The following is a 22,946-nucleotide window of genomic DNA, read 5'->3' on the forward strand; positions in this document are numbered from 1 at the left end:
CAGCCCCCCGACTGGCGCAGGATGCGGGTGACCGGATAGCTGACTCCCGTCCCCGTTGGATGAATCTAATGCGGCGAAGGTGGAATCACCAGATTTTTCCCAAAAAAAGACGGGCCCGCGCGATCGAAAATGCGCGGGCCCGTCAAATCCGGTCAGTCCGGCGGCGTGCGGTCAGAACGTGCCGCGGACCTGCAGCGACCAGGTCGTGCCCCGGCTTTCATTGCGGTGTTCGACCAGATCGACCACGCCCAGCGCGCGCGAGCCGTCATAAAAGACGCGCTCCCGGTCGTCGCCATTATTGAAGATGCCGTCCACGGCCAGGCGGATGGTCGTATCGAACCAGCGCGTCGTTTCGACATAGACATCCAGATCGCCCGGAGTCTTGCTGAAGCGGCGGTATTCCTGGGCGCGGAAAACCTCACCGTCGGTGACCATGTGGTAATCCCAGCCCCAGGCCAGCTGGCGCTGCGGGAAGCTCTGGCGGAAGTCCAGGCGCAGTTCCCACTCACGCGGACCCGACCAGACGCGGGACTCGCCGGTCAGCGGATCGTCGACCCGCGTGTCGTAACGCTCGAGGAAAGTATCCAGAACGGCATTGTTCAGACCGATCGCATCGAGTGGCGTGGTGAGATTCAGGGTGACGCGCAGATTGGAGCCATCGCCGATATTGCCCGGCGCGTCGAAGACGCCGTCCGGCGTGACGACCGGAATCCAGCCATCGAGATCCTTGACCTGGTCGTATCCGACCAGAAGGGAGAGCGAACCTTCCTCCCCGAAACTGCGCAGCCATTCGGCTTCCACGGTCCAGGTTTGCTGGGGAACATAGTCCGGATTGCCCAGCGTGGAGTTATTGTCCGTCACATTGATATTACTGGCGAACTTGCCGAAATTGAGCTGGGCGACATCGCGGCGGCCGGAGAAACGCAGGCGGTTCTGGTCGTCCAGGCGCCAGTTGAGCGTCACGCTCGGCTTGGCATAGTTGAAAGTGCGCGTCTGGTTGGCATCGCCGGTCTGGACGATTTCCGACCGCTCGTAACGCAGTCCCGTCTCCAGATTCACATTCTCGCTCAGCGACCAGACATGATTGGCGAAGAGTTCGCTGCGCGTTTCCTCGACGCGGGTCGAGGAGACGGGGAGGTCGATCGGAGTGAGGGTGACGCCGTCATCCTCGGTCAGGGCGAGGATGGTGTCGCGGGCATTGAGCGCGGTCTCCGCACCGAATTCCCAGGAGTGGTTTTCATTCGGATCCCAGGACAGGGTCTGGCGGAAGGCTGTTTCCTCGTATTCGCCCTCATGCTCGACGATAAGAGCTCCGAGGAAGCCGGCGACCGGATCATAGGTCTCGTAGGCTTCCGGACCGTCGTCCCAGCGTTCGCGGCTGGCCAGCAGGATGGTCTCCGTCGAAATGCTCGGCGAGAACTCGTGTTGCAGGCTGCCGGTCGCGGACCAGGACGAGCCGTGGTTCTCGGTCGCATTCTGCTGATAGAGAAGCGGCGCGCCGGTATCGGGCTCATCGGTGAAGCGGACCTGAGTGCGATGCCAGGACCAGGCACTGCCCCGCGTGTCCAGCTGAAGCCGCGTCCGGTCGGTAATGGGCCAGGCGAGGGAGAAGGTCGGGATCGCTTCCTGGAAGCGGCGTTGGTCGTTCTCGCGCGCGACTTCGAGCGGCAGGCCGGTCCCGTCGAGCAGCGAGTAGCGGCGGCGGACACGATTGCCGAAATAGCCTGCATTGATCCCGAAAGTCATTTCCGCATCGCCGACCGGCATGGTGTAGGAGAGCACGCCGCGGCCGCCGAGGCGGTTCGAGGCGGACAGTTCGGACCGGACTTCCCAGGACCCGGAGCTGCCGGCGCCCTCGCGCAGGATCACATTCACAAGGCGCGGATGACCGCGCATGTCGTATTCCGGCAGGGCCTCGCGGATCAGCTCGATATGCGCGACATCGTCCTTGGGAATGCGCTGCAGCACGGTTTCGAGGCGCAGCGACTTGTTCGACGGGCGGCGCCCGTTGATCAGCAGATTGCCGAAACTGTCTCCCAGTCCGCGACGCTCCGTATTGCCGTTGGAGAGCGAAAAGCCCGGAACGCGCCGGACCATGTCCAGCGCCGTCACGGGCGAATAGTCGGTGAAGAAAGCCGGCACATAGACGGCAACGCCAGGGCGGCTCTCGGTCACGCTCGGACCGGATGCCGTATCCAGCGCGTTCTGGACGGTTTCGCCGTCAGCCGTCTCTTCCAGCGCAAAAGCTGCGCTTCCAAAAAGCACAGGTGCGCTCCAGAGCGCCGTCGCTGCTGTACCAGCAGCCCAGTTGATCAAAGTCCCTCGCATACGCCTACCAATGTTTGAGCCTGACACGCTCCCCCGTATGGCAGGGGTAGTACGGACCATTCCTTGATCATACGTAACAAACAGTAATGTGAATCACGTGCGAGTGAGTTGCATTGCAGGCCGGTAAGGTGGGGCTGCGATCAGCCGCCAGCGCCGCCCACCGTCAGGCCCGAAATTTTCAGGCTGGGCTGGCCGACACCGACCGGAACGCCTTGTCCGGCCTTGCCGCAGACGCCGACTCCCGGGTCCATCTCGAAATCATCGCCGATCATGGTGATCTGGGTCAGTGCCGTCGGACCGTCGCCGATCAGCGTGGCCCCTTTCACCGGCGCTTCGATCTTCCCGTTCCTGACCCGGTAAGCCTCGGTGCACTGGAAGACGAACTTGCCGGAGGTGATGTCGACCTGGCCGCCGCCGAAATTCACGGCATAGATGCCGTCCTTCAGGCTTTCGACCATTTCCGCCCGCTTGTGCTCGCCGGCCAGCATGTAGGTATTCGTCATGCGTGGCAGGGGCGGGTGAGCGTAGGATTGCCGCCGGCCATTGCCGGTCGCCTTCTGGCCCATCAGGCGCGCATTCATGCGGTCCTGCATATAACCGGTGAGGATACCATCCTCGATCAGCACGGTGCGCTCGGTCGGCGTGCCTTCGTCGTCGATGGTCAGCGAGCCGCGCCGTTCCGGCATGGTGCCGTCATCGACGACGGTGACGCCTTTCGCGGCGACTTGCTGGCCCATGCGGCCGGCAAAGGCGGACGAGCCCTTGCGGTTGAAATCGCCCTCAAGACCGTGGCCGACCGCTTCGTGCAGCAATACCGCCGGCCAGCCCGGGCCGAGCACGACGTCGAAAACGCCGGCCGGCGCATCGACGGCGTCCAGATTGACCCGCGCAATGCGCAGGGCTTCGTCGGCGAGCGGCTTCCAGGCATCCGGCGAAATCCAGCGGTCGAACTCCGCCCGGCCGCCGGCGCCGGCGGAGCCGGTTTCGCGGCGTCCGTCGCGCTCGACGGTCACGGAGACATTGAGGCGGACCAGCGGCCGGACATCGGTCTTGATGTCGCCATCGGCCCGCAGGATCGAGACAGATTGCTTGGAGCCCGCGATGGAGGCGCTGACCTGGACCACGGCTGAATCGCGGGTCCTGCAGTACGCATCGATCTCCTGCAGCAGGGCTGACTTGGTCTCGAAGCCGGGATGCGCGACCGGGTCGATGGCGTCGTAGAGTTTGCGATTGGTGCCGGCCGGGGGCGGTGCCAGGACGCCGGCATGGCCCCGCTTGGCAGCTGAGACCGTCTCGGCGGCGCGCTTGACCGCATCGAGCGTCGGGTCGGAGGAGTGCGCATAGCCGAAGGCTTCGCCAGCCACGCAACGAAGGCCGAAGCCGCGGCTGGAATCGAAATTTGCCGCCTTCAGCCGTCCGTCGTCGAATACGAGGGATTCCGACAGTCCTGTTTCGAGGAAAAGCTCGCCATCATCCGCTCCCGATACGGCATCGGCGAGAACCGGACGGACCTCGTCCGCAGTGAATTCGAATTGCTCGATGGGATCGTTGGACATGCGGCTCTCCGGAACGGCTCGGTTTCTATGACATAGTCGAGCCGACCGTCGGAGGAAACATGCGGGACGCTGCCGGACTGCTGCCGGGCGACAATGATGCAGCCGGTCAGCTGCCCGAGCGCACGGTGAAGCGCGCCAGTTCACGCTCGGCCATATGCCAGCCGGGGCGTGCGTCAAGCGCGCGGGAATAGGCATCGTAGGCGGCTTCCAGATCGCCGAGTGCCTCAAAAGCGACGCCGCGATTGAACCAGGCCGCCGCCAGATGGCCGTCGCCCGCTTCGATGACGAGATCGGTCTGCGCGATCGCGTCGAGCGAGCGGTCAAGCCGGATCAGAGCACTGGATCGGTTCAGGGCCAGGGCCGATATGTCCCGGAGGCCGCCGTCTTCCGCGTCGTCAAATGATGCCAGGGCTTCCTCGTTCCGATCCATCCGCATCAGCACGATGCCGCGATTGACATGGGTGGCGACGATATTGCGGCGCAGTTCCCCGTATGTTTCCAGGGCCATGTCGCAATCGGAAAGTGCCTGACGGTCGGCCCGGCCGCTCAGGGCGTGCTGGTAGCAGGACGCGGCAGGGGTCTCGCCGAGGACCAGCATCTGGGCGCCGGCCGGCGAACTCGCTGCTGCCGATGCAAGAACCAGGAGTGAGACGATTGGACGCATCGCAGGGCTCCTTCTGCTCTCGTTAGACAACTCTATCCTAACACTGAACAAGCGAGTTCATTCATCAACTTTCCGTGGCGGGAAAAACCGCCTTATTTTACAGCGAGTTCGTGGAGGTTCTGATCATTTGTGTGAAACGGACTACAAAAAATGCCGTTGATGGCCTGACAGCGCACCACACCCTCTCTATATTCCGCCGCCATCGGCGGGGATTCCCGCATTAATGCCTGACTTGTATGGGGAAGCCATGCGATTCCTGACCGCACTTGCGTTCATCTGGACGACCGCCATTGCCGGCGCTTACGCGACACCGGGCCAGCCGACCGACGGCCACCTGGGTTTCCAGCCGGCGGTGACGCCGATCATGGAGCGCGTGAACGAATTTCATAACCTGCTGCTCTGGATCATTATTCCGATCACACTCCTCGTGATGGGTCTGCTGATCTGGGTGATGCTGCGCTACAACCGGAAAGCCAATCCGGAAGCCAGCAAGAACAGCCACAACACCGTGCTCGAGGTGGTCTGGACCGCCGTGCCGGTGCTGATCCTGATCGTCATCTCGGTCTTCTCCTTCCCGCTCCTGTATTTCCAAGACGAGATTCCGGAAGCCGACTTCACCATCAAGGCGACGGGCTATCAGTGGTATTGGGGCTACGAGTATCCGGACCATGAAGTGGGCGAGTACATCTCCTCCATGGTGCCCGAGGATCAGCTTGAGGAAGGCCAGTTGCGCAATCTGTCCGTCGACTATCCGGTCGTCGTGCCGGTGAATGCGACGGTGCGCCTCCAGGTGACGGCCGCGGACGTGATCCACAACTGGGCCATGCCGGCTTTCGGCACCAAGATGGACGCCATTCCGGGCCGCATCAACGAGACCTGGTTCCGCGTCCAGGAAGAGGGCACGTATTACGGCCAGTGCTCCGAGCTGTGCGGAATTCGCCACGCCTTCATGCCGATCGAAGTCCACGCGGTTTCGCAGGACGTCTTCGATCGCTGGGTGGAAGCCGGTCCGGGTTCGGACGAGGCCAACGCCATCATCGCTGAATATTCCGCCGCGCGGGAAACGCGCCTGGCGCAACTCGACTAGGGATGGGCTGAACCATGTCTGCTGACGCCGCTACGCACGACGATCACACCCCGAGCATGTGGGACTGGCGCCGCTGGGTGCTGTCCACCAACCACAAGGACATCGGCACGATGTACCTGGTCTTCGCGATCTTCGCGGGGATCATCGGCGGTGCCCTGTCCGGCATGATGCGCCTCGAGCTCATGGAGCCGGGTATCCAGTTCTTCACCGGTGAAGACACCGGCTGGGGCGCCTGGTTCGGCAATGAGCACAATTACAACGTGGCTACGACCATGCACGGCCTGATCATGATCTTCTTCATGGTCATGCCCGCCATGATCGGCGGTTTCGGCAACTGGTTCGTACCGCTGATGATCGGTGCGCCGGACATGGCGTTCCCGCGCATGAACAACATCTCGTTCTGGCTTCTGCCCTTCGCCTTCATCCTCGCCGGCATGTCCATGTTCGTGCCGGGCGCCGGCGGCGATATCGGCTTCGGCGGCGGCTGGGTGCTCTATCCGCCGCTCTCGACGTCGGGGCATAACGGGCCGGCCATGGACCTCCTGATCCTGTCCCTGCACATCGCGGGTGTCAGCTCGATCCTGGGTGCCATCAACTTCATCACCACCATCTTCAACATGCGCGCGCCGGGCATGACGATCCACAAAATGCCGCTCTTCGTGTGGTCCGTGCTCGTCACCGTCTTCCTGCTGCTGCTCTCGCTGCCGGTTCTCGCCGGTGCGCTGACCATGCTGCTGACGGACCGCAATTTCGGCACGGCCTTCTTCGATCCGGCCGGTGGCGGCGATCCGGTGATGTACCAGCACCTGTTCTGGTTCTTCGGTCACCCGGAAGTCTACATCCTCATCCTGCCGGGCTTCGGCATCATCTCGCACATCGTGTCGACCTTCTCGAAAAAGCCGGTCTTCGGCTATCTCGGGATGGCCTACGCCATGGTGGCGATCGGCTTCATCGGCTTCATCGTGTGGGCGCACCACATGTACACCGTCGGCATGCCGGTCGATCTGAAGGCCTATTTCGTGGCTGCGACGATGGTCATCGCCGTTCCGACGGGCATCAAGATCTTCTCCTGGATCGCCACGATGTGGGGCGGCTCTATCGAGTTCCGCACCCCGATGATGTGGGCCATCGGCTTCATCTTCCTGTTCACCGTCGGCGGTGTGACGGGCGTGGTGCTGGCCAATGCCGGCGTCGACCAGTCCCTGCACGACACCTATTACGTGGTGGCGCACTTCCACTACGTGCTGTCGCTGGGCGCGGTCTTCGCGATCTTCGCGGGCTTCTACTACTGGTTTGAGAAGATCTTCGGGGTGAAGTACAACTCCATCCTGGCCCGTCTGCAGTTCGCCTTCTTCTTCATCGGCGCGAACGTGATCTTCTTCCCGCAGCATTTCCTGGGTCTGCAGGGCATGCCGCGCCGCTATGTCGACTATGCGGACGGTCACGCCTTCTGGAACGAGGTCTCCACCTACGGCTACTTCATCATGCTGGTGGGTATGGCGCTCTTCTTCCTGGTGCTGATCGACGCCATGGTCCGGCGCCGCAAGGCGGATGCGAACCCGTGGGGTGAAGGGGCAACGACGCTCGAGTGGACCCTGTCCTCTCCGCCGCCCTTCCACCAGTTCTCCGAGCTGCCGAAGATCAAATAGGAAAGCTCTTGGACGCCATGACAAACCCGAGCGTTCATCGCGCAGAGGGCGAGGCCGTTTCGACGGCCTCGCCCCGCGACTTTTTCGACCTGATGAAGCCGCGCGTGATGACGCTTGTCGTCTTCACGGCCTTCGCCGGTCTGATCGCGGCGCCGGTGGATGCCGATCCCTTCCTCGCAGCGATCTCGATCCTCTGCGTGGCCGTGGGGGCCGGAGCCGCCGGGGCGCTCAACATGGCCTATGACGCCGATATCGACGCCACCATGAAGCGGACGCGCAAGCGCCCGGTTCCGCGCGGTGCGGTCTCGGTCGCCAATGCCTATGGCTTCGGCGTGGTCGCGGCCATTCTCTCGGTTCTGATGATGGCGCTGGCGAGCAATTATCTCGCCGCCGGCCTGCTGGCCTTTTCCATCTTCTTCTATGCGGTCATCTACACGATGATCCTCAAGCGCAGCACGCCGCAGAATATCGTCATCGGCGGCGCCGCCGGCGCCTTCCCGCCGATGATCGGCTGGGTCGCCGTGACCGGAGAGGTCTCGCTCGACGCGGTCATCCTCTTCATGATCATCTTCCTGTGGACGCCGCCCCATTCCTGGGCGCTGGCGCTCTACAAGTCCGGCGACTACGCCGCAGCCGGCGTGCCGATGATGCCCGTGGCCAAAGGCGCCAAGTCCACCCGCCTGCAGATCCTGCTCTATTCGCTCGTCCTCGTGGTCTTCGCCGGCGCGCCCGTGCTGACCTCGCTGGGCGGCGTCATTTATGCCGCGACCTCGCTGGGCGGCGGTGCGCTCTTCCTGCTGCTGGCCTGGCGCGTCTTCAATTCACGCGCCGGCGAAGCCGGGTCCGCCGAAGAGGGCGCGCTCTATGCCGTCCGCGCCGGCGACAAGGCAGCGCGAGACCTGTTCGCCTATTCGATCGGTTATCTGGCGGTACTTTTTGCCGCATTGATCGTCGAGCACGCCTTTGGCGCCTATATCGGGATTCCCGGAGTGAGTGCGTGATGAGCGATACCGAAGACAAGAAGACCACGACCGAAGATACCGCCCAGGGCGGCAGCTTCGTCGAGCGCGTGATCGATTCCAGACAGCCCGACTACACCACCTCGACCGAGACGGTGAAGCTGACGCCCGAGCAGGAAAAGGCCCGCGGCCGCCGCAATGTCACCATCGCCTGGAGCCTGGTGGCCTTCATCGTCATCGTCTTCCTGGTCACGGTCGTCCGGCTGAGCCAGAACATCGCGGCGGGAGCAGGCGCATGATCCGTTTGCCGAAAGACAAGAATGCCCGCGTGGCCGCCTTTGCGGCGATCGGTGCCGTGGCCATGGTCGGCGCGGCCTATGCGTCCGTGCCGCTCTACAACCTGTTTTGCCAGGTGACCGGTTATGGCGGCACCACCACGGTCGCCATGGGCGAGGCGGGGGCCATTCTCGATCGCGAGATCACGGTCCAGTTCGACGCCAACACCAATCGCGACCTGCCCTGGGATTTCGAGCCGCTGCAGCGCTCCATGACGGTTCGCGTCGGCGAGAGCGCGCTGGCCTATTACCGCGCCACCAACACGTCCGACCGGCCGGTCACGGGGGTCGCGACCTATAATGTCGCGCCCTTCAAGGCCGCGTCCTATTTCTCGAAGCTGGAATGCTTCTGCTTCACCGAGCAGACGCTGCAGCCGGGCGAGAGCATCGACATGCCGGTCCTTTTCTTCGTCGATCCGCTGATCGACGAGGAGCGCCGGATGGACGACGTCACCACCATGACGCTGTCCTATACGTTTTTTGAAACCGAGGGGGATGCGACGTCGAGCAGCGACGCCGCGCCTTAACATTGAACCTTTCCTTCGTGCCGAGTAAGACCGGCGCAAAGGTCTGATTTGATATCGCAGGAGATTCGCGATGGCTGGGCATGCCGTAAAGCACGACTATCACCTGGTTGATCCGAGCCCGTGGCCGTTTGTGGGATCGCTGGGCGCCTTCCTGCTGGCCGTGGGTGCGGTCGGCAATATGAAAGGCCTCGTCGGGGCCGACCATCCGCTGGCCTTCATGTATGCGGACGGAAACTGGGGCGGATTGCTCCTCGGCTTCGCCGTGATCATCTACACGATGATCGGCTGGTGGGGCGATGTGATCAAGGAATCGCGCCAGGGCGACCACACGCCGGTGGTCGATATCCACCTGCGCTACGGCATGATCATGTTCATCGCGTCGGAAGTGATGTTCTTCGTGGCCTGGTTCTGGGCCTTCTTCGAATACGCGATCTTCCACGAAGTACGCCTCGATCCGGGGCTGGCCCAGTGGCCGCCGGCCGGCGTCGAGACCTTCGACCCGTGGCACATCCCGCTGATGAACACGCTCATCCTGCTGCTCTCCGGCACAACGGTGACCTGGGCGCACCACGCGCTGCAGCACGGCAATCGCGGCAGCGCCAAGCTCGGCCTGCTGGTGACCGTGATCCTCGGCGTCTGCTTCACCGCGCTGCAGGTCTACGAGTACAGCGAAGCCCATTTCGCCTTCTCCATGGCGGATGGCGGCAATCTCTACGGTTCCACCTTCTTCATGGCGACCGGCTTCCACGGCGCGCACGTCGTGATCGGTACGATCTTCCTGGCCGTGTGCCTGATGCGCCTGCTGGCGGGTCACTTCACGCCGGAGAAGCATTTCGGTCTCGAGGCCGCGGCCTGGTACTGGCACTTCGTCGACGTGGTGTGGCTCTTCCTTTTCGCCTTCGTCTACGTCGTCTTCGGCTAGGCAGGCACAGGCATGGACAAACCCTCCCCCATTTCAGCCGGCCTCCAGGGGCGGTGCCCGAAATGCGGGGAGGGTGCCATGTTCGACGGTGTCCTGAAGATCGCGCCGCGTTGCGATGTCTGCGGTGCGAGCTTCGAAAAGGCGGATGTCGGAGACGGGGCGTCCGTCTTCGTCATGTTCATCGTCGGTTTTCTCGCCGTTGCGCTCTACCTCCTCCTTGAGGTCGCGTTCCACCCGCCCTGGTGGGTGCACCTGATTTTCCAGGTTCCTTTCATCCCCGTCGTCTCGATCCTGCTGCTGCGCCCTATCAAGGGCATGCTGTTCGCACTGCAATTCGCACATGACGCCGAGGAAGCCCGGCTCGACGAGTAGGCCGCGCCGGCACGCCACGCTGCACTCCGGAGGCCGCGCATGCGGTTCAGACCGCTTCCCCTGCTGACGCTCTTCGCGATACCGAGCCTCGTCCTGCTGATCTGGCTGGGCAGCTGGCAGATGCAGCGCATGTCCTGGAAGGCCGATCTGCTCGATGCCTGGGAGGCGCGGGGCGAGGTGGCCAGCATCCAGGCCGCTCTCTGCGGGAGAGACGAGGCCGCCGCCTTCGGGCCGCGTGTCAGCGGACCGGTGCCCCTGAGTGGTCCGACCCTGCGCTATTACGATCTGCGCGACGGTGCGGGATGGGCGGTGATCGGCCTGATGCGCGTGCCGGCCTGCGAGCCCGGCGCGGCGGACCGGCTGATCTTTGTCGAGACCGCATACGAAAGCTTCACCAGCGGTGCGCGCACCACGCCGCAGGCCTGGCGCCTCGATCCGCTGCCCGCTGCACGCGGATTCGGTTCTCGCAACGATCCGGATACCAATCAGTGGTATGTTTTCGATCCTGCCGCGATGGCCGAGGCGCTCGGCGCCACGCCGGAGCAGGTGGCGAGCGTGTGGCTGCGCTCGGATACCGGCATGCCGGCGAGCCTTACCCAGACGCCGCCGGCCAAGCATCTGGGCTATGCGCTGACCTGGTATGGTCTCGCTCTCGCCCTGATTGCGGTATACTTCGCCCTTCACGCCTCCCGCGGGCGGTTGGGCCGGACGCCCGAAGAGCCCTGAGCCTCCGAAGAGAGGACGGGAAAGAGTAGAGAAGGCGGCCAGAAAGAGCCGCCCGGACAGGAGCGATAGCGTGGTGGCAGTTTGGCGCGAAACGCCTTGGGACGAACCCCTGATCGGCGAAGGCATCCGTCTTCGGCATCCCGAGCTGGACGATTACGAAGCCTGGGCGAAACTGCGCAGCGCCAGCCGCGCGCATACCGAGCCATGGGAACCCGCCTGGACGGCGGACGAGCTGTCCAAGGGCGCCTTCCGCCGCCGCATCGAACGTTATGAAGCCGACCGCCGCGCCGGCGTCGGCTATCCCTTCTTCGTGGTGCGCAGCCGGGACAATGTCCTGCTCGGCGCCTGCAATCTCAACAATGTCCGCCGCGGCGTGCTGCAAAGCGCCGATATCGGCTACTGGATCGGCTCGCCCTACGTCCGAAAGGGCCATACCCGTGCCGCCGTGCGCCGGGTCCTGGCCTTCGCCTTCGACGAGCTGCGCCTGCACCGGGTCGAGGCGGCCTGCCAGCCCGCCAACACCGCCTCGCGCACCCTGCTCGAACAGGTGGGATTCCAGTATGAGGGGCTGGCACGGGCCTATCTCAATATCGCCGGCGAGTGGCGCGACCACGACAAGCTGGCCATCCTCTGCACCGATCCGAGGCCATGACGGAAACCGATTTCGAAGCCGGCGTCCGCGCCGCCGGGGCGGTTGCGTTCGCCTATGACGGTTCGGCCGGCCGCATGCGGCTGACCGGCGACGGCGCCCGTTTCGGTCTGGCGGGACAGGATTTCGACTGGCCGGAATTTCTCGACCGTCTCGGACCGGCCGACCAGGCCCGCATCGGCAAGGCGCTCGAGGGCGACCGCATCGATCTTCGCATTCGTCTCATCGGCGATCATGGCGGGCTGAGTTATGTCCGCATGATGGGCGCGCGCCAGGGTTCCGATCGCATCGAGGGGCTGATGACGCCGGCAGGGCCCAACGCCCATCCGGTGGACCGGATCTCCGAGGAGCACGCATTGGCGCGCGGCGTCGATGCCGGCGAAGTTCTGGCCTGGTACCAGCCGATCATCGCGCTGGACACGGGCGCACTGGCCGGGTTCGAGGCACTGGCGCGCTGGGAGCGGCCCGGCTTCGGCGTCCTTGCGCCCGACGATTTTCTCGACATGGCCGACGATCTCGACCTGCTCGACCGGATCAGCACGCGGGTCCGCAATACCGCGGCCGCCGACCTGTCCTCCTGGCGCAAGGCCATTCCCGAGGCGGAGCGTCTCTTCGTGTCCGCCAACGCGACGGTCAGCGAGCTGGTCGATCCGGATTTCTCTGCCCATCTGATCGAACGCGTGGCCCAGGCCAAACTGCCCGAAGGCGCTTTCAAGCTGGAGATCGCCGAGACCGAAATCATGCGCGATCCGGATGTGGCCGCCACGGCCATGGCCCGGCTGGCCGAGGGCGGTATCGCCCTGGCCCTCGACGATTTCGGAACCGGCTATTCCTCGCTGGCGCGGCTCGACCGTCTGCCCTTCGACGTGGTCAAGATCGACCGCTATTTCATTCGCGCCATGAGCGGAGACGAGAGCGCGGGCACGGTGGTGCAGTCGGTTATTCAGCTGGCCAGTCATTTCGGCATGAAGGTCGTCGCCGAAGGGGTGGAGAGCGCCGAAGCCGCCGCGAAGCTCGCGGATATGGGCTGTCACTACGCCCAGGGCTTCCGCTATGCCGGAGCCCTCTCGCCGGATGCGGCCGAGCGCGCCGTGCGCGAAGGCGTCGCCGGCCGTTTCGGCGCGGCGATCAGCGCCTGATCGTCTAGCGCCTGACGCGCTTCAGCGTTCCGGAAAAATTCAGGCAAGGCGTACCGTTCGCGGTGATGATGCCGCGCACGAACAGGATGGAGCGGCCCGCCTTGAGCACCTCGCCGCGGGCCTCGATCCAGTCGCCCGGCTTCGCGCCGGCGAGGAATTCGGCATTGAAGGCCACGGTGACGGCGGCGCCGCCTTCCTCGCTGCCGTGCAGCTCGTCCGTGGCGATGCCGAACAGGGCGAAATCGGCAAAACTCATGAAACAGCCGCCATGCAGGCTGCCCAGCCCGTTCATATGACGCTCTTCGGCGCGGAAGGCGCAAACCGGGCCCTGTTCGTCCTTGCGGAAATAGAAGGGACCGGCCGCGTGCTCGAACGGGTCCTGCGGCCACATCATCCAGCCGGCGAATTCGCCTTCTTCCACGACTGTGGGTCCCATGCCCCGCTCCCTTCTGTGTGTTCGTGGAGACGTGATTAGGCGTTCGCGGGGGAGGCGTACAGGCCCGGGACCAGAATAGCGGTCATGCGTGACCGGCCATGGCGGAGAGGTGTTCCGGCGTGACGCCCATGCGCTGCAGGGCCATCTCCCACATCGCCTCGCCGTGCTCGCCGAAGATGAGCGCTTCGTCCGGATCGGTGACCAGCCAGGCATTCGCGGCCAGTTCGTCCTCCAGCTGCCCGGCACCCCATCCGGCATAACCGAGTGCCAGAAGACTGCGCCGCGGCGGCGAGTGCGAGGCGATCGCCTCGAGTGCGTCCTTGGTCGCGGTCAGGGCGATCTGCGAATTGACGGAGAGGGTGGAGTCCGGCGCGTGGAAATCGACTGTGTGCAGGACGAAGCCGCGATCGCGATCGACAGGCCCGCCGATCAGCACGGACTTGTCCGGGGCAAGCTCGGGACGGGTGATGTCGAGCTGCTCGAACAGCTCGCGCAGGCTCAGTCCTTCGACCGGCTGGTTGAGGACAATGCCCATGGCATGCTCCGGAGAATGATCGCAGAGCAGGATCACCGTACGGTCGAAACGCGGGTCGCCGATGCTCGGCGTCGCAATCAGGAGCTTGCCGGAGAGGGTCGTCTCGTTCACATCTGTCGGGGTCTTGCGGGACATGTACACATGTTCCTCCCAAAAGGGGGATGCGTCCAGACGTGTTCCCGCTATCTTGCCGTGCATTGCACGGTTTATCGTAACCATCAGGAGAACCAGCCATGACCCTTTCGGTCGGAGATCGCCTTCCCGAAGCCAGCTTCATGACGATGACCGCTGACGGTCCCACGAAGCTGAGCACGGATGATGTATTCGCCGGCAAGACGGTGGCCCTGTTCGCCGTACCCGGTGCCTTCACGCCGACCTGTTCGGCCAAGCACCTGCCGGGCTTCGTCGAGAAGGCAACGCAAATCAAGGGCAAGGGCGTCGATACGATCGCCTGCATGTCGGTCAACGACGTGTTCGTGATGGATGCCTGGGGCAAGTCCCAGAATGCCGGTGACGACGTCGTGATGCTGGCGGACGGCAATGGCGATTTCGCCAAGGCCATCGGCCTGGAAATGGACGGTTCCGGTTTCGGCATGGGTACGCGCTCGCAGCGCTTCTCCATGCTCGTGAAGGATGGCGTCGTGGCCGAGCTCAATATCGAGCAGCCGGGTGCCTTCGAGGTGTCGTCCGCAGACCACATTCTCGGTCAGCTGGACGCGGTTTCCGTCTAGGCAGGGGGCCTGGGCGGACCCAAGAAACAAGAATAAAGGAGAGTCCGCATGGATTTTGGAATCATCGTCATCGGTGTGCTGCTTCTGCTGGCACTGGTCATCATCGTCTCGGTGATCAAGACGGTCCCGCAGGGGAAAGAATTCACCGTCGAGCGGTTCGGACGCTTCACGCGGACTCTCAAGCCCGGGCTTCACTTCATCACGCCCTTCGTGGACACGGTGGGCTACAAGATGAATATGCGCGAGCGCGTGCTCGACGTGCCCAACCAGGACGTGATCACCAAGGACAATGCGACGGTGTCCGTCGATGCCGTCGTCTTCATCCAGGTGCTCGACGCGCCGCGCGCGGCCTATGAGGTCGACAATCTGGAATTCGCCATCATCAATCTCGCCCTGACCAATGTGCGGACGGTGATCGGCGCCATGGATCTCGACGAGACCCTGTCCAAGCGCGACGAGATCAATGCCCGCCTGCTTTCCGACATCGATGCGGCGACCAATCCCTGGGGCGTGAAGGTCACCCGGATCGAGATCCGCGACCTGTCGCCGCCGCACGACATCACCGAGGCGATGGCTCGCCAGATGAAGGCGGAACGCCTCAAGCGCGCCGAGATCCTCGAGGCGGAAGGGTCCAAGCAGTCGGCCATCCTGCGCGCCGAGGGCGAGAAGGAAGCGGCCATCCGCGAGGCCGAGGGCCGCAAGGAAAGCGCCTTCCTCGACGCCGAGGCCCGCGAACGCGAGGCCGAAGCCGAGGCGCGCGCCACGCAGATGGTCTCCGACGCCATCGCCAAGGGCGATGTCAGCGCCATCAACTACTTCCTCGGCCAGAAATACGTCGAGGCCTTCGGCAAGCTGGCCACCAGCGAGCAGCAGCGCACGGTCATCATTCCCGCCGAGTTCTCGAACATTATCGGGACGATCACGGGCGTTGGCGAACTGGGCAAGGCTGCCCATGACGCCGTCAGCGAAGCCACGCGCAAGAGCTGAGCGCGGCAGGCACGGAGGTAGAGACCATGGATGCACTGCTTGCCCTGATCGACCGCATGAATATCTGGGCCTGGTGGGCCCTGTGCGGGCTGATCCTGATCGCCGAACTTCTGACGGGCACGACCTATCTGCTCTGGCCGGCCGCCGCAGCCTTCCTGACCGGGCTTCTGGCCCTGGAAGCGCTGGGCGTCGGCTGGCCGGTCCAGCTGGCCGTGTTCGCCGTTCTCTCGCTCGTGCTGCTCTGGGTCGGGGATCGCTGGGTCAAGCCGGCCATGAATCTGGGCGGCGGCGAGGCGGGGCTCAATGACCGCTCGGGTCGCATGGTCGGCCAGCGCGTGACCGTCGTGGCGGACTTCTCCGCCGGGCGGGGCCGCGTACGTTACGGCGATTCCGAATGGTCTGCCGAGACGCTCGACGAAGTCGAGCCGAAGGCCGGAGATATCTGGATCGTGACGGGGGTGAAGGGGGTCGTGCTGACGATTGCTTCGGGTGCGAAGTAGCACATATGTGCAGAGTCATACGAAATGACGGGTTTCGCTAAATTTTTAGGAAGTTCCGGAAGGGGCTGGCAATAAGCCGGGCCTAAACGCTCGCTCGCATTCGCATTTCAACTTTCTGAGTGAGCGCCATGAAAAAGCAAATCTTCTCCGCCGCCGTCATCCTCTCCACCCTCGCGGCACCGGCCGTTCTGACCGCTCCGGCATCCGCCGAGCCGACGGCGCGCGAAGCTGTCGAGCTTGTCGCCCCGGAATATCCGCGTGGCGCCGAGCGCCGCGGCATCGAAGGCACTGTCACCGTGTCCTACTCGATCGCGGCCGACGGTTCCGTCACCAATGCGGAAGTCGTCTCCGCCAACCCGTCCGGCGTCTTCGACCGTGCTGCCCTGGCCGCCATCGAGAGCTGGCGCTTCGCTCCGGCCGCGGCCCAGACCGACGGTCACACGCGCGAGCTGGAATTCCGCCTGAACTAGGACGCATTTTCAGCAAAAGTGGGAACCGGTTTTGCGGTTCGAAAATGCCGAAAATTGAAATCGTGCGGACTGATCGCACACCGGGCAAGGGCCGCGCTGGATAGTGCGGCCCTTTTCCTTTCTGGCGGAGTTTCGCGGCTCAGCGCGCTTCGGCCAGGCCTTCGCGGGCGAGCTCGTCGGCGCGTTCATTGCCCGGATCGCCGGCATGGCCCTTCACCCAGCGCCATTGCACCCGGTGCAGCGAAGCCTGTTCTTCGAGGCGCTGCCAGAGGTCGACATTCTTCACCGGTTTCTTGTCGGCCGTTTTCCAGCCCCGGCGTTTCCAGTTGTGAATCCATTTGGTGATCCCGTCGCGCAGATAGACGCTGTCCGTGATCAGCACCACATCCTGTTCCGACCGCTTGAGCGCTTCCAGCGCCTGGATGGCCGCCATCAGCTCCATCCGGTTATTGGTGGTCTCCGGCTCGCCCCCCTTGAGCTCCTTGCGGTGACCGTTCCATTCGAGAATGGCGCCCCAGCCGCCCGGACCCGGATTGCCGGAACAGGCGCCGTCAGTGTGAATGGTGATATGCGTCATTCGGGATATTTTTCCGCCATGTCGGCGAGGCCGGCGCGGATCAATTCCTCGAGCACGTCGAGATCCACATCGGCCAGCTTGTTGATGTAAAGGCAGGACTTGCCCAGCTTGTGTTTTCCCAGCCGTGCGAGGATCGCGCTGAAATCGGTGTAGCCGGGCATGATATAGACGACGAGACTGGTCTTGCGCGCGGAAAATCCCGTGCGCATGAAATCGCCCTCCCGGCCGCTCTCGTATTTGTAGTGATAGCGGCCGAAGCCGATGATGGCGGGGCCCCACATGACGGGCTCCTCGCCGGTGATCCGGCGCATCATGGCGAGCAGGGTTTCCGCGTCCTTGCGGCGTCCCTCATGCTCGACGGCGGCGATGACGTCCTCGGCGCGGACATCGGTCGGCTGCGTCTTGTTCTCGCTCATCTGCGCACTCCCCGGTCGAAATCGCCGTCAGGCCACGGCGCGAGGCAGTTTGAACGTGATGTTCTCGTCCGTCACGCGGACATCCTCGACGCGGACCTCGAAGCGTTCGCGGAAGGCGTCGATCAGGCCCTGGACCAGATCCTCGGGGGCCGAAGCGCCCGCCGTGATGCCGACCGTCTCAACATCGCCGACCGCCTCCCAGTCCACATCCGCGGCGCTGGAGACCAGCATCGCCCCGCGTGCCCCGGCGCGCCTGGCCACTTCGACCAGCCGAACCGAGTTGGACGAATTGGGGGCGCCGATGACGAAAACGATATCGCTCTTCGGCGCCAGCGCCTTGACCGCCGCCTGCCGGTTGGTGGTGGCGTAGCAGATGTCTTCCTTGTGCGGCGCCTTCATCTGCGGGAAGCGCGCCTGCAGCACCTCGACGATCTGCGAGGTGTCGTCGACCGAGAGTGTGGTCTGGGTGGCAAAGGCCAGCTTCGCCGGGTCGCGCGGCTGGAAGGCCTGCGCATCCTCGACGGTCTCGATCAGCGTGATCGCGCCTTCGGGCAGCTGGCCCATCGTGCCGACGACTTCGGGGTGGCCGGCATGGCCGATCAGTACGACTTCCTCGCCGTTATTGTGATGACGCTCCGCCTCGACATGGACTTTGGAGACCAGCGGGCAGGTGGCATCGACATAGATCATGTTGCGGCTTTGCGCTTCGTCCGGCACGCGCTTGGGCACGCCATGGGCGGAGAAGACGACGGGCCGGTCGTCCGGGCACTGGTCGAGTTCCTCGACGAAAATCGCGCCCATCGCCTCAAGCCGTTCGACGACATGACGATTGTGAACGATTTCGTGGCGCACATAGACCGGCGCGCCGAAGCGCTCGAGCGCCCGTTCGACGATCTGGATCGCCCGGTCCACACCGGCACAGAAGCCACGCGGTGCGGCCAGCAGGACGGTGAGGGGCGGTCTTGCATCGCTCATGGTTCGGAAAACTCCTTCAGCGATGGCGTTGCGGAAGCGGCAGCTCCATCGTATGACCGTCCTAACAATTTGCTCGGCGGCTATCCAGTCGCCGGATCGGTTCCCTGGACAGGTAGTGCATCATGTCGTTGTTTTCCGTTCGTAAGATTGCCGCCCTCGCTGCCGCGGCCGGTGTGCTGAGCGGATGCTCGAGTCTCGGGAATGTGCTGGACGATCCGGAGCAGAATATCGGCCCGTGCCCGTCGGCGCTATCACTCTACGATGCCCACCGCATGGTCGAGATCAATGGTGACGAGGTCGTCTACGAGAATATCGGCTTCACCGGCGAAATTCTCGGCGTCCGCTCGCTGTGCAGCTATTACGGCGAGCGCCCGATCCTGGCCAATCTGGAAATCGATTTCGGCTTCGGACGCGGCCCTGCGTCCATGGGCCAGTCCCGAACCTACGAGTATTTCGTCGCCGTGACGCGCCGCGATGTCGGCGTCATCGGGAAAGAAGTTTTCCCGATCAGTATCCGTTTCGATGCTGACGAAGACCGGGTCTACATGACCGAAACGATCGACGCGATCTCCATTCCGCGTGCCGCCGAGGACACGTCGGGCGTCAATTTCGAGATCATCGTCGGTTTCGAGCTCACGCCTGAACAGATCGAATTCAACCGCTCGGGCCAGCGCTTCCGCGTCGGGGCCGGCCAGGACTAGACATATGCCCTCAATTGCCGAACAGCTCAGCGCCGTGCTGGGCGACGCGTTTGCTTCCCTTGAGCTTCCGCGGGAACTGGGCCGTGTAAGCCCCTCCAAGCAGAACCCGGAAATCTTCCCCTATCAGTGCAATGGCGCCATGCCGGCGGCCAAGCAGGCGAAGAAGAATCCGCGTGAGATCGCCCAGGCGGTGCTCGATGCGATTTCCGGCGATGCGTTGATCGAGAAAGCCGAGATCGCCGGTCCCGGCTTCATCAATCTGCGTCCGGCCCCGGCCGCCATCAATGCCCGCGCCGCCGAGATCGCCTCGGATGCCCGCGCCGGTGCGCCCAGGGCGGTCAGCCCGAAAAAAATCCTGATCGATTTCGGCGGCCCGAACGTGGCCAAGCCGATGCATGTCGGCCATCTGCGCTCTTCCGTGCTGGGCGACAGCCTGCAGCGGCTTTTCCGCTTCCGCGGCGACGATGTCACCTCGGACATCCATCTCGGCGACTGGGGCCTGCAGATGGGCCATCTCATCACCGAGCTGGCAGAGGAACAGCCGGACCTGCCTTATTTCGACGCGGACTTCGCCGGCGAGTATCCGTCCGAGCCGCCGGTCGATATCGAGGATCTGGCGCGGCTTTATCCGCTGGCCTCGAAGAAGGCCAAGGAAGACGCCGAACGGCTCGAACGCTCGCGCAAGGCGACGGCCGAGCTGCAGGCCGGCCGCAAGGGCTATCGCGTCCTGCTGCGCCATTTCATCGACGTCTCCGTGGCCGCGCTGAAGAAGGATTTCGGAGCGCTCGGCGTGCATTTCGACCTGTGGAAGGGCGAGAGCGACGTCAACGACCTCATCCCGGGCCTGGTCGAGGACTTCAGGTCGCGCGGTGTGGCCGAGGAGAGCGAGGGCGCCTGGGTCGTCCGCGTGGCCCGCGAGGGCGACAAGAAGGAGCTGGCGCCGCTCATCCTGGTGACGTCGGGCGGGGCCTCGCTCTACGGCACGACGGACCTGGCGACCATTCTCGATCGCAAACAGTCGGTCGGGCCGGACCTGACGCTCTATGTCGTCGACCTGGCGCAGTCGGACCATTTCGAACAGGTCTTCCGCGCCGCCGACAAGGCCGGCCTGGCGCCCGAGGGAAGCCTCGAGCATGTGAAGTTCGGCACGGTGAACGGGCCGGACGGGAAGCGCCTTCGCACCCGCGACGGCGGCACCTTCCGCCTTGCAGATCTGATCGCCAGCGCTATCGAGCGCGCCGACCAGCGCCTGCACGAGGCAGGGCTCGCCGAGAATGTCGGCAAGGACGAGCATGACCGCGTCGCCCGGATGGTGGGCCTGGCTGCGATCAAGTTCGCCGATCTGCAGAATTACCGCACCACGAATTACGTCTTCGACCTCGACCGTTTCACGAGCTTCGAGGGCAAGACCGGTCCCTATCTCCTCTATGCCGCAGTGCGCGTGAAATCGCTCATGCGCCGGGCCGGGGAGGCGGGTGTCGCGCCGGGTCCGATCAAGGCCGAGGCGCAGGAAGAGATCGATCTCGTCCTGGCGCTGGATGCCTTCGGCGCCGCGCTCGAGCAGGCCTGCGAGAACCGGGCGCCGAATGCGATCTGCGACCATGCCTTCACGCTGGCCCAGGCCTTCTCGAAATTCTACGCCGCCTGCCCGATCCTGTCCGGCGAGGATGAGGCGTTGAAAGCCTCGCGCCTCGGCCTGGCGCAGGCCACGCTGACGCAGCTGGAGCTTTGCCTCGACCTGCTCGGCCTGGAAGCGCCGGAGCGTATGTAGCGGTTTTCTTTCGGGCCAGGTCCTTGATTGCGCGAGATCGCGCATGAAACCAGCCGGATTAACCGCCCCGCGCGATTGACTCAGCCCTCGGGAATCATAGATTGGCGCGCAATCGGGATGATCGCTCCAGGGCGTGCGTCGCGAGACCAAGCTCCCCGCGGGAGAGACCGGCGAATATGCCGGCGCCGAAGGCGCAACCGCCCCGGAAACGCTCAGGCCAAGGGACCGCGGGAGAGTGAAACGCTGGAAAGCGGGTGACGGCATGCCGGCCACCCCACCGACGGAGCAAGCGCGGCCCGCCTGATCGGAGGCATCAGGGCTCACGCGGAATCTCTCAGGTTACGGGACAGCGGGGGCGAGAACTTGCAGGCCAGGAGGCATGCAGGACCGCCTCTTTGCAAGGACCGACCTGATGACCGAAACCCTTCTCAAGACGCCGCTTCACGATCTCCATGTCGAGCTTGGCGGCAAGATGGTGCCCTTCGCGGGCTATGCCATGCCCGTGCAGTATCCGCTCGGCATCATGGGCGAGCACAATCACTGCCGCGCCAAGGCCGGCCTGTTCGACGTCTCCCATATGGGCCAGGCGCGCTATACCGGCGACGAAGCCGCGCTCGAGGCGCTGATCACAGCCGATCTCGCCTCGCTGGGCGAAGGCGAGCAGAAATACACCCTCCTCCTGAACGAAAAGGGCGGTATCCGCGACGACCTGATGGTTTCCCGCCCCTTCGGCGCCGACAGCGATCTGGGCCTCTTCCTGGTCGTCAATGCGGCGACCAAGGATAATGATTTCGCCCATATCGACGCCAATACGGCGGGCAAGGGCAATCTGACCCGCATCGAGGACCGCGCGCTGCTGGCGCTGCAGGGCCCGGCCGCACGCGACGTGATGGAGCGGCTCTGCCCGAAGGCCTGCGAAATGGTCTTCATGCAGTGCGGCACGTTCGAGCTGGACGGCGCCGAGGTCTATATTTCCCGTTCCGGCTATACCGGCGAGGACGGGTTCGAGATTTCCATTCCGGCCGGCGATGCCGAGCGTATCGCGCGCCTTCTGCTGAACGAGGACGAGGTCGAGGCGATCGGCCTGGGCGCGCGCGACAGCCTGCGTCTGGAAGCCGGGCTTTGCCTCTACGGTCATGACATGGACGAGAACCGCACGCCGGTCGAAGCCTCGCTGATCTGGGCCATGGCCAAGACGCGCCGCGAGCGCGGCGACTTCCCGGGCGCGGACGTGATCGCTCAGCAGATCGAGGAAAAGTCCTGCCAGAAGCGCATCGGCCTGACGCTTTCCGGCGCGCCGGCGCGCGAGGGCGCCGAGATCGCGGACAAGGACGGAAACATCATCGGCATCGTGACCTCGGGCGGTTTCGGCCCGACCGTCGGCGGTCCGGTCGCCATGGGTTATGTCGATCGCGACTTCATGCAGCCGGGCACCGAGGTCGACCTCATCGTGCGCGGCAAGCCGCGCCCGGCGGCAGTGGCGAAAATGCCGTTCGTGCCGGCCAATTTCTATCGGGGCTGATCGCCCAATCTCTCAACAGGGGCAGGAGACAGACTATGACCACGCGTTACACCGAAGATCATGAATGGATCACCGTCGACGGCGACATCGCCACCGTCGGCATCACCGCCTACGCCGCCGGCCAGCTTGGCGATGTCGTTTTCGTCGAACTGCCGGAAGTCGGCAAGACGCTCTCCAAGGGCGACGAGTTCGCCGTCGTGGAATCCGTGAAAGCCGCTTCCGAGGTCTATGCCCCGGTCGATGGCGAGATCACCGCGATCAATGACGACCTCGAAGGCGAGCCGGCCAAGGTCAATGAAGATCCGTCCGGCGAAGGCTGGTTCGTGAAGATCAAGCTGTCCGACGCCTCCCAGCTCGACGGCCTGATGGACGAAGCCGCCTACAAGGCTCACACCGCTTAAAGGGCAAACCC

Annotated in this window: 26 protein-coding genes and 2 riboswitches; of the genes, 18 read left to right on the forward strand and 8 right to left on the reverse strand. The window is 64.2% G+C overall.

What is annotated here, in order from left to right; translation table 11 throughout:
• Positions 1-171: 171 nt before the first annotated feature.
• From AC13HB_RS03645 to AC13HB_RS03655, 3 genes are all read right to left on the reverse strand, one after another.
• Entirely contained in the window at positions 172-2,265 is a 2,094-nt protein-coding gene (locus AC13HB_RS03645; protein ID WP_482948366.1) for a TonB-dependent receptor plug domain-containing protein, read from the reverse strand.
• Positions 2,266-2,468: 203 nt separating this feature from the next.
• Complete coding sequence (tldD, locus tag AC13HB_RS03650; protein ID WP_482948367.1) at positions 2,469-3,884, reverse strand: metalloprotease TldD; 1,416 nt, start codon at positions 3,882-3,884, stop codon at positions 2,469-2,471.
• A gap of 106 nt (positions 3,885-3,990) precedes the next feature.
• Positions 3,991-4,548 carry a tetratricopeptide repeat protein gene (locus AC13HB_RS03655; RefSeq protein WP_482948368.1) on the reverse strand — a complete coding sequence of 186 codons (558 nt, stop codon included), beginning with the start codon at positions 4,546-4,548 and terminating at the stop codon, positions 3,991-3,993.
• A gap of 247 nt (positions 4,549-4,795) precedes the next feature.
• Between AC13HB_RS03655 and coxB the strand changes: the two genes are divergently transcribed.
• The 10 genes from coxB (at position 4,796) to AC13HB_RS03705 (ending at position 12,913) form a co-directional block, all read left to right on the forward strand.
• Positions 4,796-5,635 carry a cytochrome c oxidase subunit II gene (coxB, locus tag AC13HB_RS03660; protein ID WP_482948369.1) on the forward strand — a complete coding sequence of 280 codons (840 nt, stop codon included), beginning with the start codon at positions 4,796-4,798 and terminating at the stop codon, positions 5,633-5,635.
• Positions 5,636-5,649: 14 nt separating this feature from the next.
• Positions 5,650-7,284 carry a cytochrome c oxidase subunit I gene (gene ctaD / locus AC13HB_RS03665; protein WP_482948370.1) on the forward strand — a complete coding sequence of 545 codons (1,635 nt, stop codon included), beginning with the start codon at positions 5,650-5,652 and terminating at the stop codon, positions 7,282-7,284.
• 17 nt (positions 7,285-7,301) lie between these two features.
• The gene (locus AC13HB_RS03670) at positions 7,302-8,285 is read left to right on the forward strand and encodes a heme o synthase (RefSeq protein WP_482948496.1); all 984 of its coding nucleotides are present in this window, start codon (positions 7,302-7,304) and stop codon (positions 8,283-8,285) included.
• Positions 8,285-8,542: a hypothetical protein gene (locus tag AC13HB_RS03675; RefSeq protein ID WP_482948371.1), complete on the forward strand. Its 258-nt coding sequence runs from the start codon at positions 8,285-8,287 to the stop codon at positions 8,540-8,542. The genes AC13HB_RS03670 and AC13HB_RS03675 overlap by 1 nt, the downstream gene beginning before the upstream one ends.
• Positions 8,539-9,105, forward strand: a complete 567-nt coding sequence (locus tag AC13HB_RS03680) for a cytochrome c oxidase assembly protein (protein WP_482948372.1) — start codon at positions 8,539-8,541, stop codon at positions 9,103-9,105. The genes AC13HB_RS03675 and AC13HB_RS03680 overlap by 4 nt, the downstream gene beginning before the upstream one ends.
• A 70-nt stretch (positions 9,106-9,175) precedes the next feature.
• On the forward strand, positions 9,176-10,027 hold the full coding sequence (locus AC13HB_RS03685) for a cytochrome c oxidase subunit 3 (protein WP_482948373.1): 852 nt from the start codon (positions 9,176-9,178) through the stop codon (positions 10,025-10,027).
• 78 nt (positions 10,028-10,105) lie between these two features.
• A complete protein-coding gene (locus AC13HB_RS03690; RefSeq protein WP_482948374.1) occupies positions 10,106-10,399 on the forward strand; it encodes a DUF983 domain-containing protein in 294 nt (97 codons plus the stop codon).
• A gap of 39 nt (positions 10,400-10,438) precedes the next feature.
• Positions 10,439-11,125, forward strand: a complete 687-nt coding sequence (locus tag AC13HB_RS03695; protein ID WP_482948375.1) for an SURF1 family protein — start codon at positions 10,439-10,441, stop codon at positions 11,123-11,125.
• Between the two features lie 73 nt (positions 11,126-11,198).
• Positions 11,199-11,777 (forward strand): GNAT family N-acetyltransferase, encoded by a 579-nt coding sequence (locus tag AC13HB_RS03700; protein ID WP_482948497.1) that lies wholly within the window; start codon positions 11,199-11,201, stop codon positions 11,775-11,777.
• Positions 11,774-12,913, forward strand: coding sequence for an EAL domain-containing protein (locus AC13HB_RS03705; protein WP_482948376.1), 1,140 nt, complete (start codon positions 11,774-11,776; stop codon positions 12,911-12,913). The genes AC13HB_RS03700 and AC13HB_RS03705 overlap by 4 nt, the downstream gene beginning before the upstream one ends.
• Before the next feature lie 4 nt (positions 12,914-12,917).
• Here the strand turns inward: AC13HB_RS03705 and AC13HB_RS03710 are convergent, their stop codons facing one another.
• Entirely contained in the window at positions 12,918-13,349 is a 432-nt protein-coding gene (locus AC13HB_RS03710) for a PaaI family thioesterase (RefSeq protein ID WP_482948377.1), read from the reverse strand.
• Positions 13,350-13,431: 82 nt separating this feature from the next.
• On the reverse strand, positions 13,432-14,019 hold the full coding sequence (locus tag AC13HB_RS03715; protein WP_482948378.1) for a YqgE/AlgH family protein: 588 nt from the start codon (positions 14,017-14,019) through the stop codon (positions 13,432-13,434).
• 98 nt (positions 14,020-14,117) lie between these two features.
• Between AC13HB_RS03715 and AC13HB_RS03720 the strand changes: the two genes are divergently transcribed.
• The 4 genes from AC13HB_RS03720 to AC13HB_RS03735 all read left to right on the forward strand — a co-directional run bounded on the left by AC13HB_RS03720 (position 14,118) and on the right by AC13HB_RS03735 (position 16,572).
• Positions 14,118-14,615, forward strand: a complete 498-nt coding sequence (locus tag AC13HB_RS03720; RefSeq protein WP_482948379.1) for a redoxin family protein — start codon at positions 14,118-14,120, stop codon at positions 14,613-14,615.
• A gap of 48 nt (positions 14,616-14,663) precedes the next feature.
• The gene (locus tag AC13HB_RS03725) at positions 14,664-15,602 is read left to right on the forward strand and encodes an SPFH domain-containing protein (RefSeq protein ID WP_482948380.1); all 939 of its coding nucleotides are present in this window, start codon (positions 14,664-14,666) and stop codon (positions 15,600-15,602) included.
• 26 nt (positions 15,603-15,628) lie between these two features.
• The gene (locus AC13HB_RS03730; protein WP_482948381.1) at positions 15,629-16,102 is read left to right on the forward strand and encodes an NfeD family protein; all 474 of its coding nucleotides are present in this window, start codon (positions 15,629-15,631) and stop codon (positions 16,100-16,102) included.
• Between the two features lie 128 nt (positions 16,103-16,230).
• Complete coding sequence (locus AC13HB_RS03735; RefSeq protein WP_482948382.1) at positions 16,231-16,572, forward strand: energy transducer TonB; 342 nt, start codon at positions 16,231-16,233, stop codon at positions 16,570-16,572.
• 139 nt (positions 16,573-16,711) lie between these two features.
• Here the strand turns inward: AC13HB_RS03735 and rnhA are convergent, their stop codons facing one another.
• From rnhA to ispH, 3 genes are read right to left on the reverse strand one after another with little or no spacing between them, the layout of a single operon-like run.
• Complete coding sequence (gene rnhA / locus AC13HB_RS03740) at positions 16,712-17,149, reverse strand: ribonuclease HI (protein ID WP_482948383.1); 438 nt, start codon at positions 17,147-17,149, stop codon at positions 16,712-16,714.
• On the reverse strand, positions 17,146-17,565 hold the full coding sequence (locus tag AC13HB_RS03745) for a DUF1801 domain-containing protein (RefSeq protein ID WP_482948384.1): 420 nt from the start codon (positions 17,563-17,565) through the stop codon (positions 17,146-17,148). The genes rnhA and AC13HB_RS03745 overlap by 4 nt, the downstream gene beginning before the upstream one ends.
• A gap of 27 nt (positions 17,566-17,592) precedes the next feature.
• Entirely contained in the window at positions 17,593-18,540 is a 948-nt protein-coding gene (gene ispH / locus AC13HB_RS03750) for a 4-hydroxy-3-methylbut-2-enyl diphosphate reductase (RefSeq protein WP_482948385.1), read from the reverse strand.
• A 122-nt stretch (positions 18,541-18,662) separates the two neighbouring features.
• Between ispH and AC13HB_RS03755 the strand changes: the two genes are divergently transcribed.
• From AC13HB_RS03755 to gcvH, 4 genes are all read left to right on the forward strand, one after another.
• Positions 18,663-19,241 (forward strand): hypothetical protein, encoded by a 579-nt coding sequence (locus tag AC13HB_RS03755; RefSeq protein WP_482948386.1) that lies wholly within the window; start codon positions 18,663-18,665, stop codon positions 19,239-19,241.
• A 4-nt stretch (positions 19,242-19,245) separates the two neighbouring features.
• Complete coding sequence (argS, locus tag AC13HB_RS03760; protein WP_482948387.1) at positions 19,246-21,012, forward strand: arginine--tRNA ligase; 1,767 nt, start codon at positions 19,246-19,248, stop codon at positions 21,010-21,012.
• A gap of 148 nt (positions 21,013-21,160) precedes the next feature.
• Positions 21,161-21,250: riboswitch (glycine riboswitch) on the forward strand.
• Positions 21,251-21,253: 3 nt separating this feature from the next.
• Positions 21,254-21,364, forward strand: a riboswitch (glycine riboswitch).
• 57 nt (positions 21,365-21,421) lie between these two features.
• Positions 21,422-22,534 carry a glycine cleavage system aminomethyltransferase GcvT gene (gene gcvT / locus AC13HB_RS03765; protein ID WP_482948498.1) on the forward strand — a complete coding sequence of 371 codons (1,113 nt, stop codon included), beginning with the start codon at positions 21,422-21,424 and terminating at the stop codon, positions 22,532-22,534.
• Positions 22,535-22,569: 35 nt separating this feature from the next.
• Positions 22,570-22,935 (forward strand): glycine cleavage system protein GcvH, encoded by a 366-nt coding sequence (gcvH, locus tag AC13HB_RS03770; RefSeq protein WP_482948388.1) that lies wholly within the window; start codon positions 22,570-22,572, stop codon positions 22,933-22,935.
• The last annotated feature ends 11 nt before the right edge of the window (positions 22,936-22,946 follow it).

The sequence above is a fragment of the Maricaulis sp. B-26 genome (assembly GCF_056857855.1).

Coding starts and splice junctions, on each gene's coding strand:
- AC13HB_RS03715 (WP_482948378.1), bottom strand. CDS start 14,019: ATGTCCCGCAAGACCCCGACAGATGTGAACGAGACGACCCTCTCCGGC.
- AC13HB_RS03705 (WP_482948376.1), top strand. CDS start 11,774: ATGACGGAAACCGATTTCGAAGCCGGCGTCCGCGCCGCCGGGGCGGTT.
- AC13HB_RS03730 (WP_482948381.1), top strand. CDS start 15,629: ATGGATGCACTGCTTGCCCTGATCGACCGCATGAATATCTGGGCCTGG.
- ctaD (WP_482948370.1), top strand. CDS start 5,650: ATGTCTGCTGACGCCGCTACGCACGACGATCACACCCCGAGCATGTGG.
- AC13HB_RS03670 (WP_482948496.1), top strand. CDS start 7,302: ATGACAAACCCGAGCGTTCATCGCGCAGAGGGCGAGGCCGTTTCGACG.
- AC13HB_RS03755 (WP_482948386.1), top strand. CDS start 18,663: ATGTCGTTGTTTTCCGTTCGTAAGATTGCCGCCCTCGCTGCCGCGGCC.
- AC13HB_RS03735 (WP_482948382.1), top strand. CDS start 16,231: ATGAAAAAGCAAATCTTCTCCGCCGCCGTCATCCTCTCCACCCTCGCG.
- AC13HB_RS03685 (WP_482948373.1), top strand. CDS start 9,176: ATGGCTGGGCATGCCGTAAAGCACGACTATCACCTGGTTGATCCGAGC.
- AC13HB_RS03690 (WP_482948374.1), top strand. CDS start 10,106: ATGTTCGACGGTGTCCTGAAGATCGCGCCGCGTTGCGATGTCTGCGGT.
- AC13HB_RS03695 (WP_482948375.1), top strand. CDS start 10,439: ATGCGGTTCAGACCGCTTCCCCTGCTGACGCTCTTCGCGATACCGAGC.
- rnhA (WP_482948383.1), bottom strand. CDS start 17,149: ATGACGCATATCACCATTCACACTGACGGCGCCTGTTCCGGCAATCCG.
- AC13HB_RS03680 (WP_482948372.1), top strand. CDS start 8,539: ATGATCCGTTTGCCGAAAGACAAGAATGCCCGCGTGGCCGCCTTTGCG.
- AC13HB_RS03720 (WP_482948379.1), top strand. CDS start 14,118: ATGACCCTTTCGGTCGGAGATCGCCTTCCCGAAGCCAGCTTCATGACG.
- ispH (WP_482948385.1), bottom strand. CDS start 18,540: ATGAGCGATGCAAGACCGCCCCTCACCGTCCTGCTGGCCGCACCGCGT.
- tldD (WP_482948367.1), bottom strand. CDS start 3,884: ATGTCCAACGATCCCATCGAGCAATTCGAATTCACTGCGGACGAGGTC.
- AC13HB_RS03725 (WP_482948380.1), top strand. CDS start 14,664: ATGGATTTTGGAATCATCGTCATCGGTGTGCTGCTTCTGCTGGCACTG.
- coxB (WP_482948369.1), top strand. CDS start 4,796: ATGCGATTCCTGACCGCACTTGCGTTCATCTGGACGACCGCCATTGCC.
- AC13HB_RS03655 (WP_482948368.1), bottom strand. CDS start 4,548: ATGCGTCCAATCGTCTCACTCCTGGTTCTTGCATCGGCAGCAGCGAGT.
- argS (WP_482948387.1), top strand. CDS start 19,246: ATGCCCTCAATTGCCGAACAGCTCAGCGCCGTGCTGGGCGACGCGTTT.
- AC13HB_RS03675 (WP_482948371.1), top strand. CDS start 8,285: ATGAGCGATACCGAAGACAAGAAGACCACGACCGAAGATACCGCCCAG.
- gcvH (WP_482948388.1), top strand. CDS start 22,570: ATGACCACGCGTTACACCGAAGATCATGAATGGATCACCGTCGACGGC.
- AC13HB_RS03710 (WP_482948377.1), bottom strand. CDS start 13,349: ATGGGACCCACAGTCGTGGAAGAAGGCGAATTCGCCGGCTGGATGATG.
- AC13HB_RS03745 (WP_482948384.1), bottom strand. CDS start 17,565: ATGAGCGAGAACAAGACGCAGCCGACCGATGTCCGCGCCGAGGACGTC.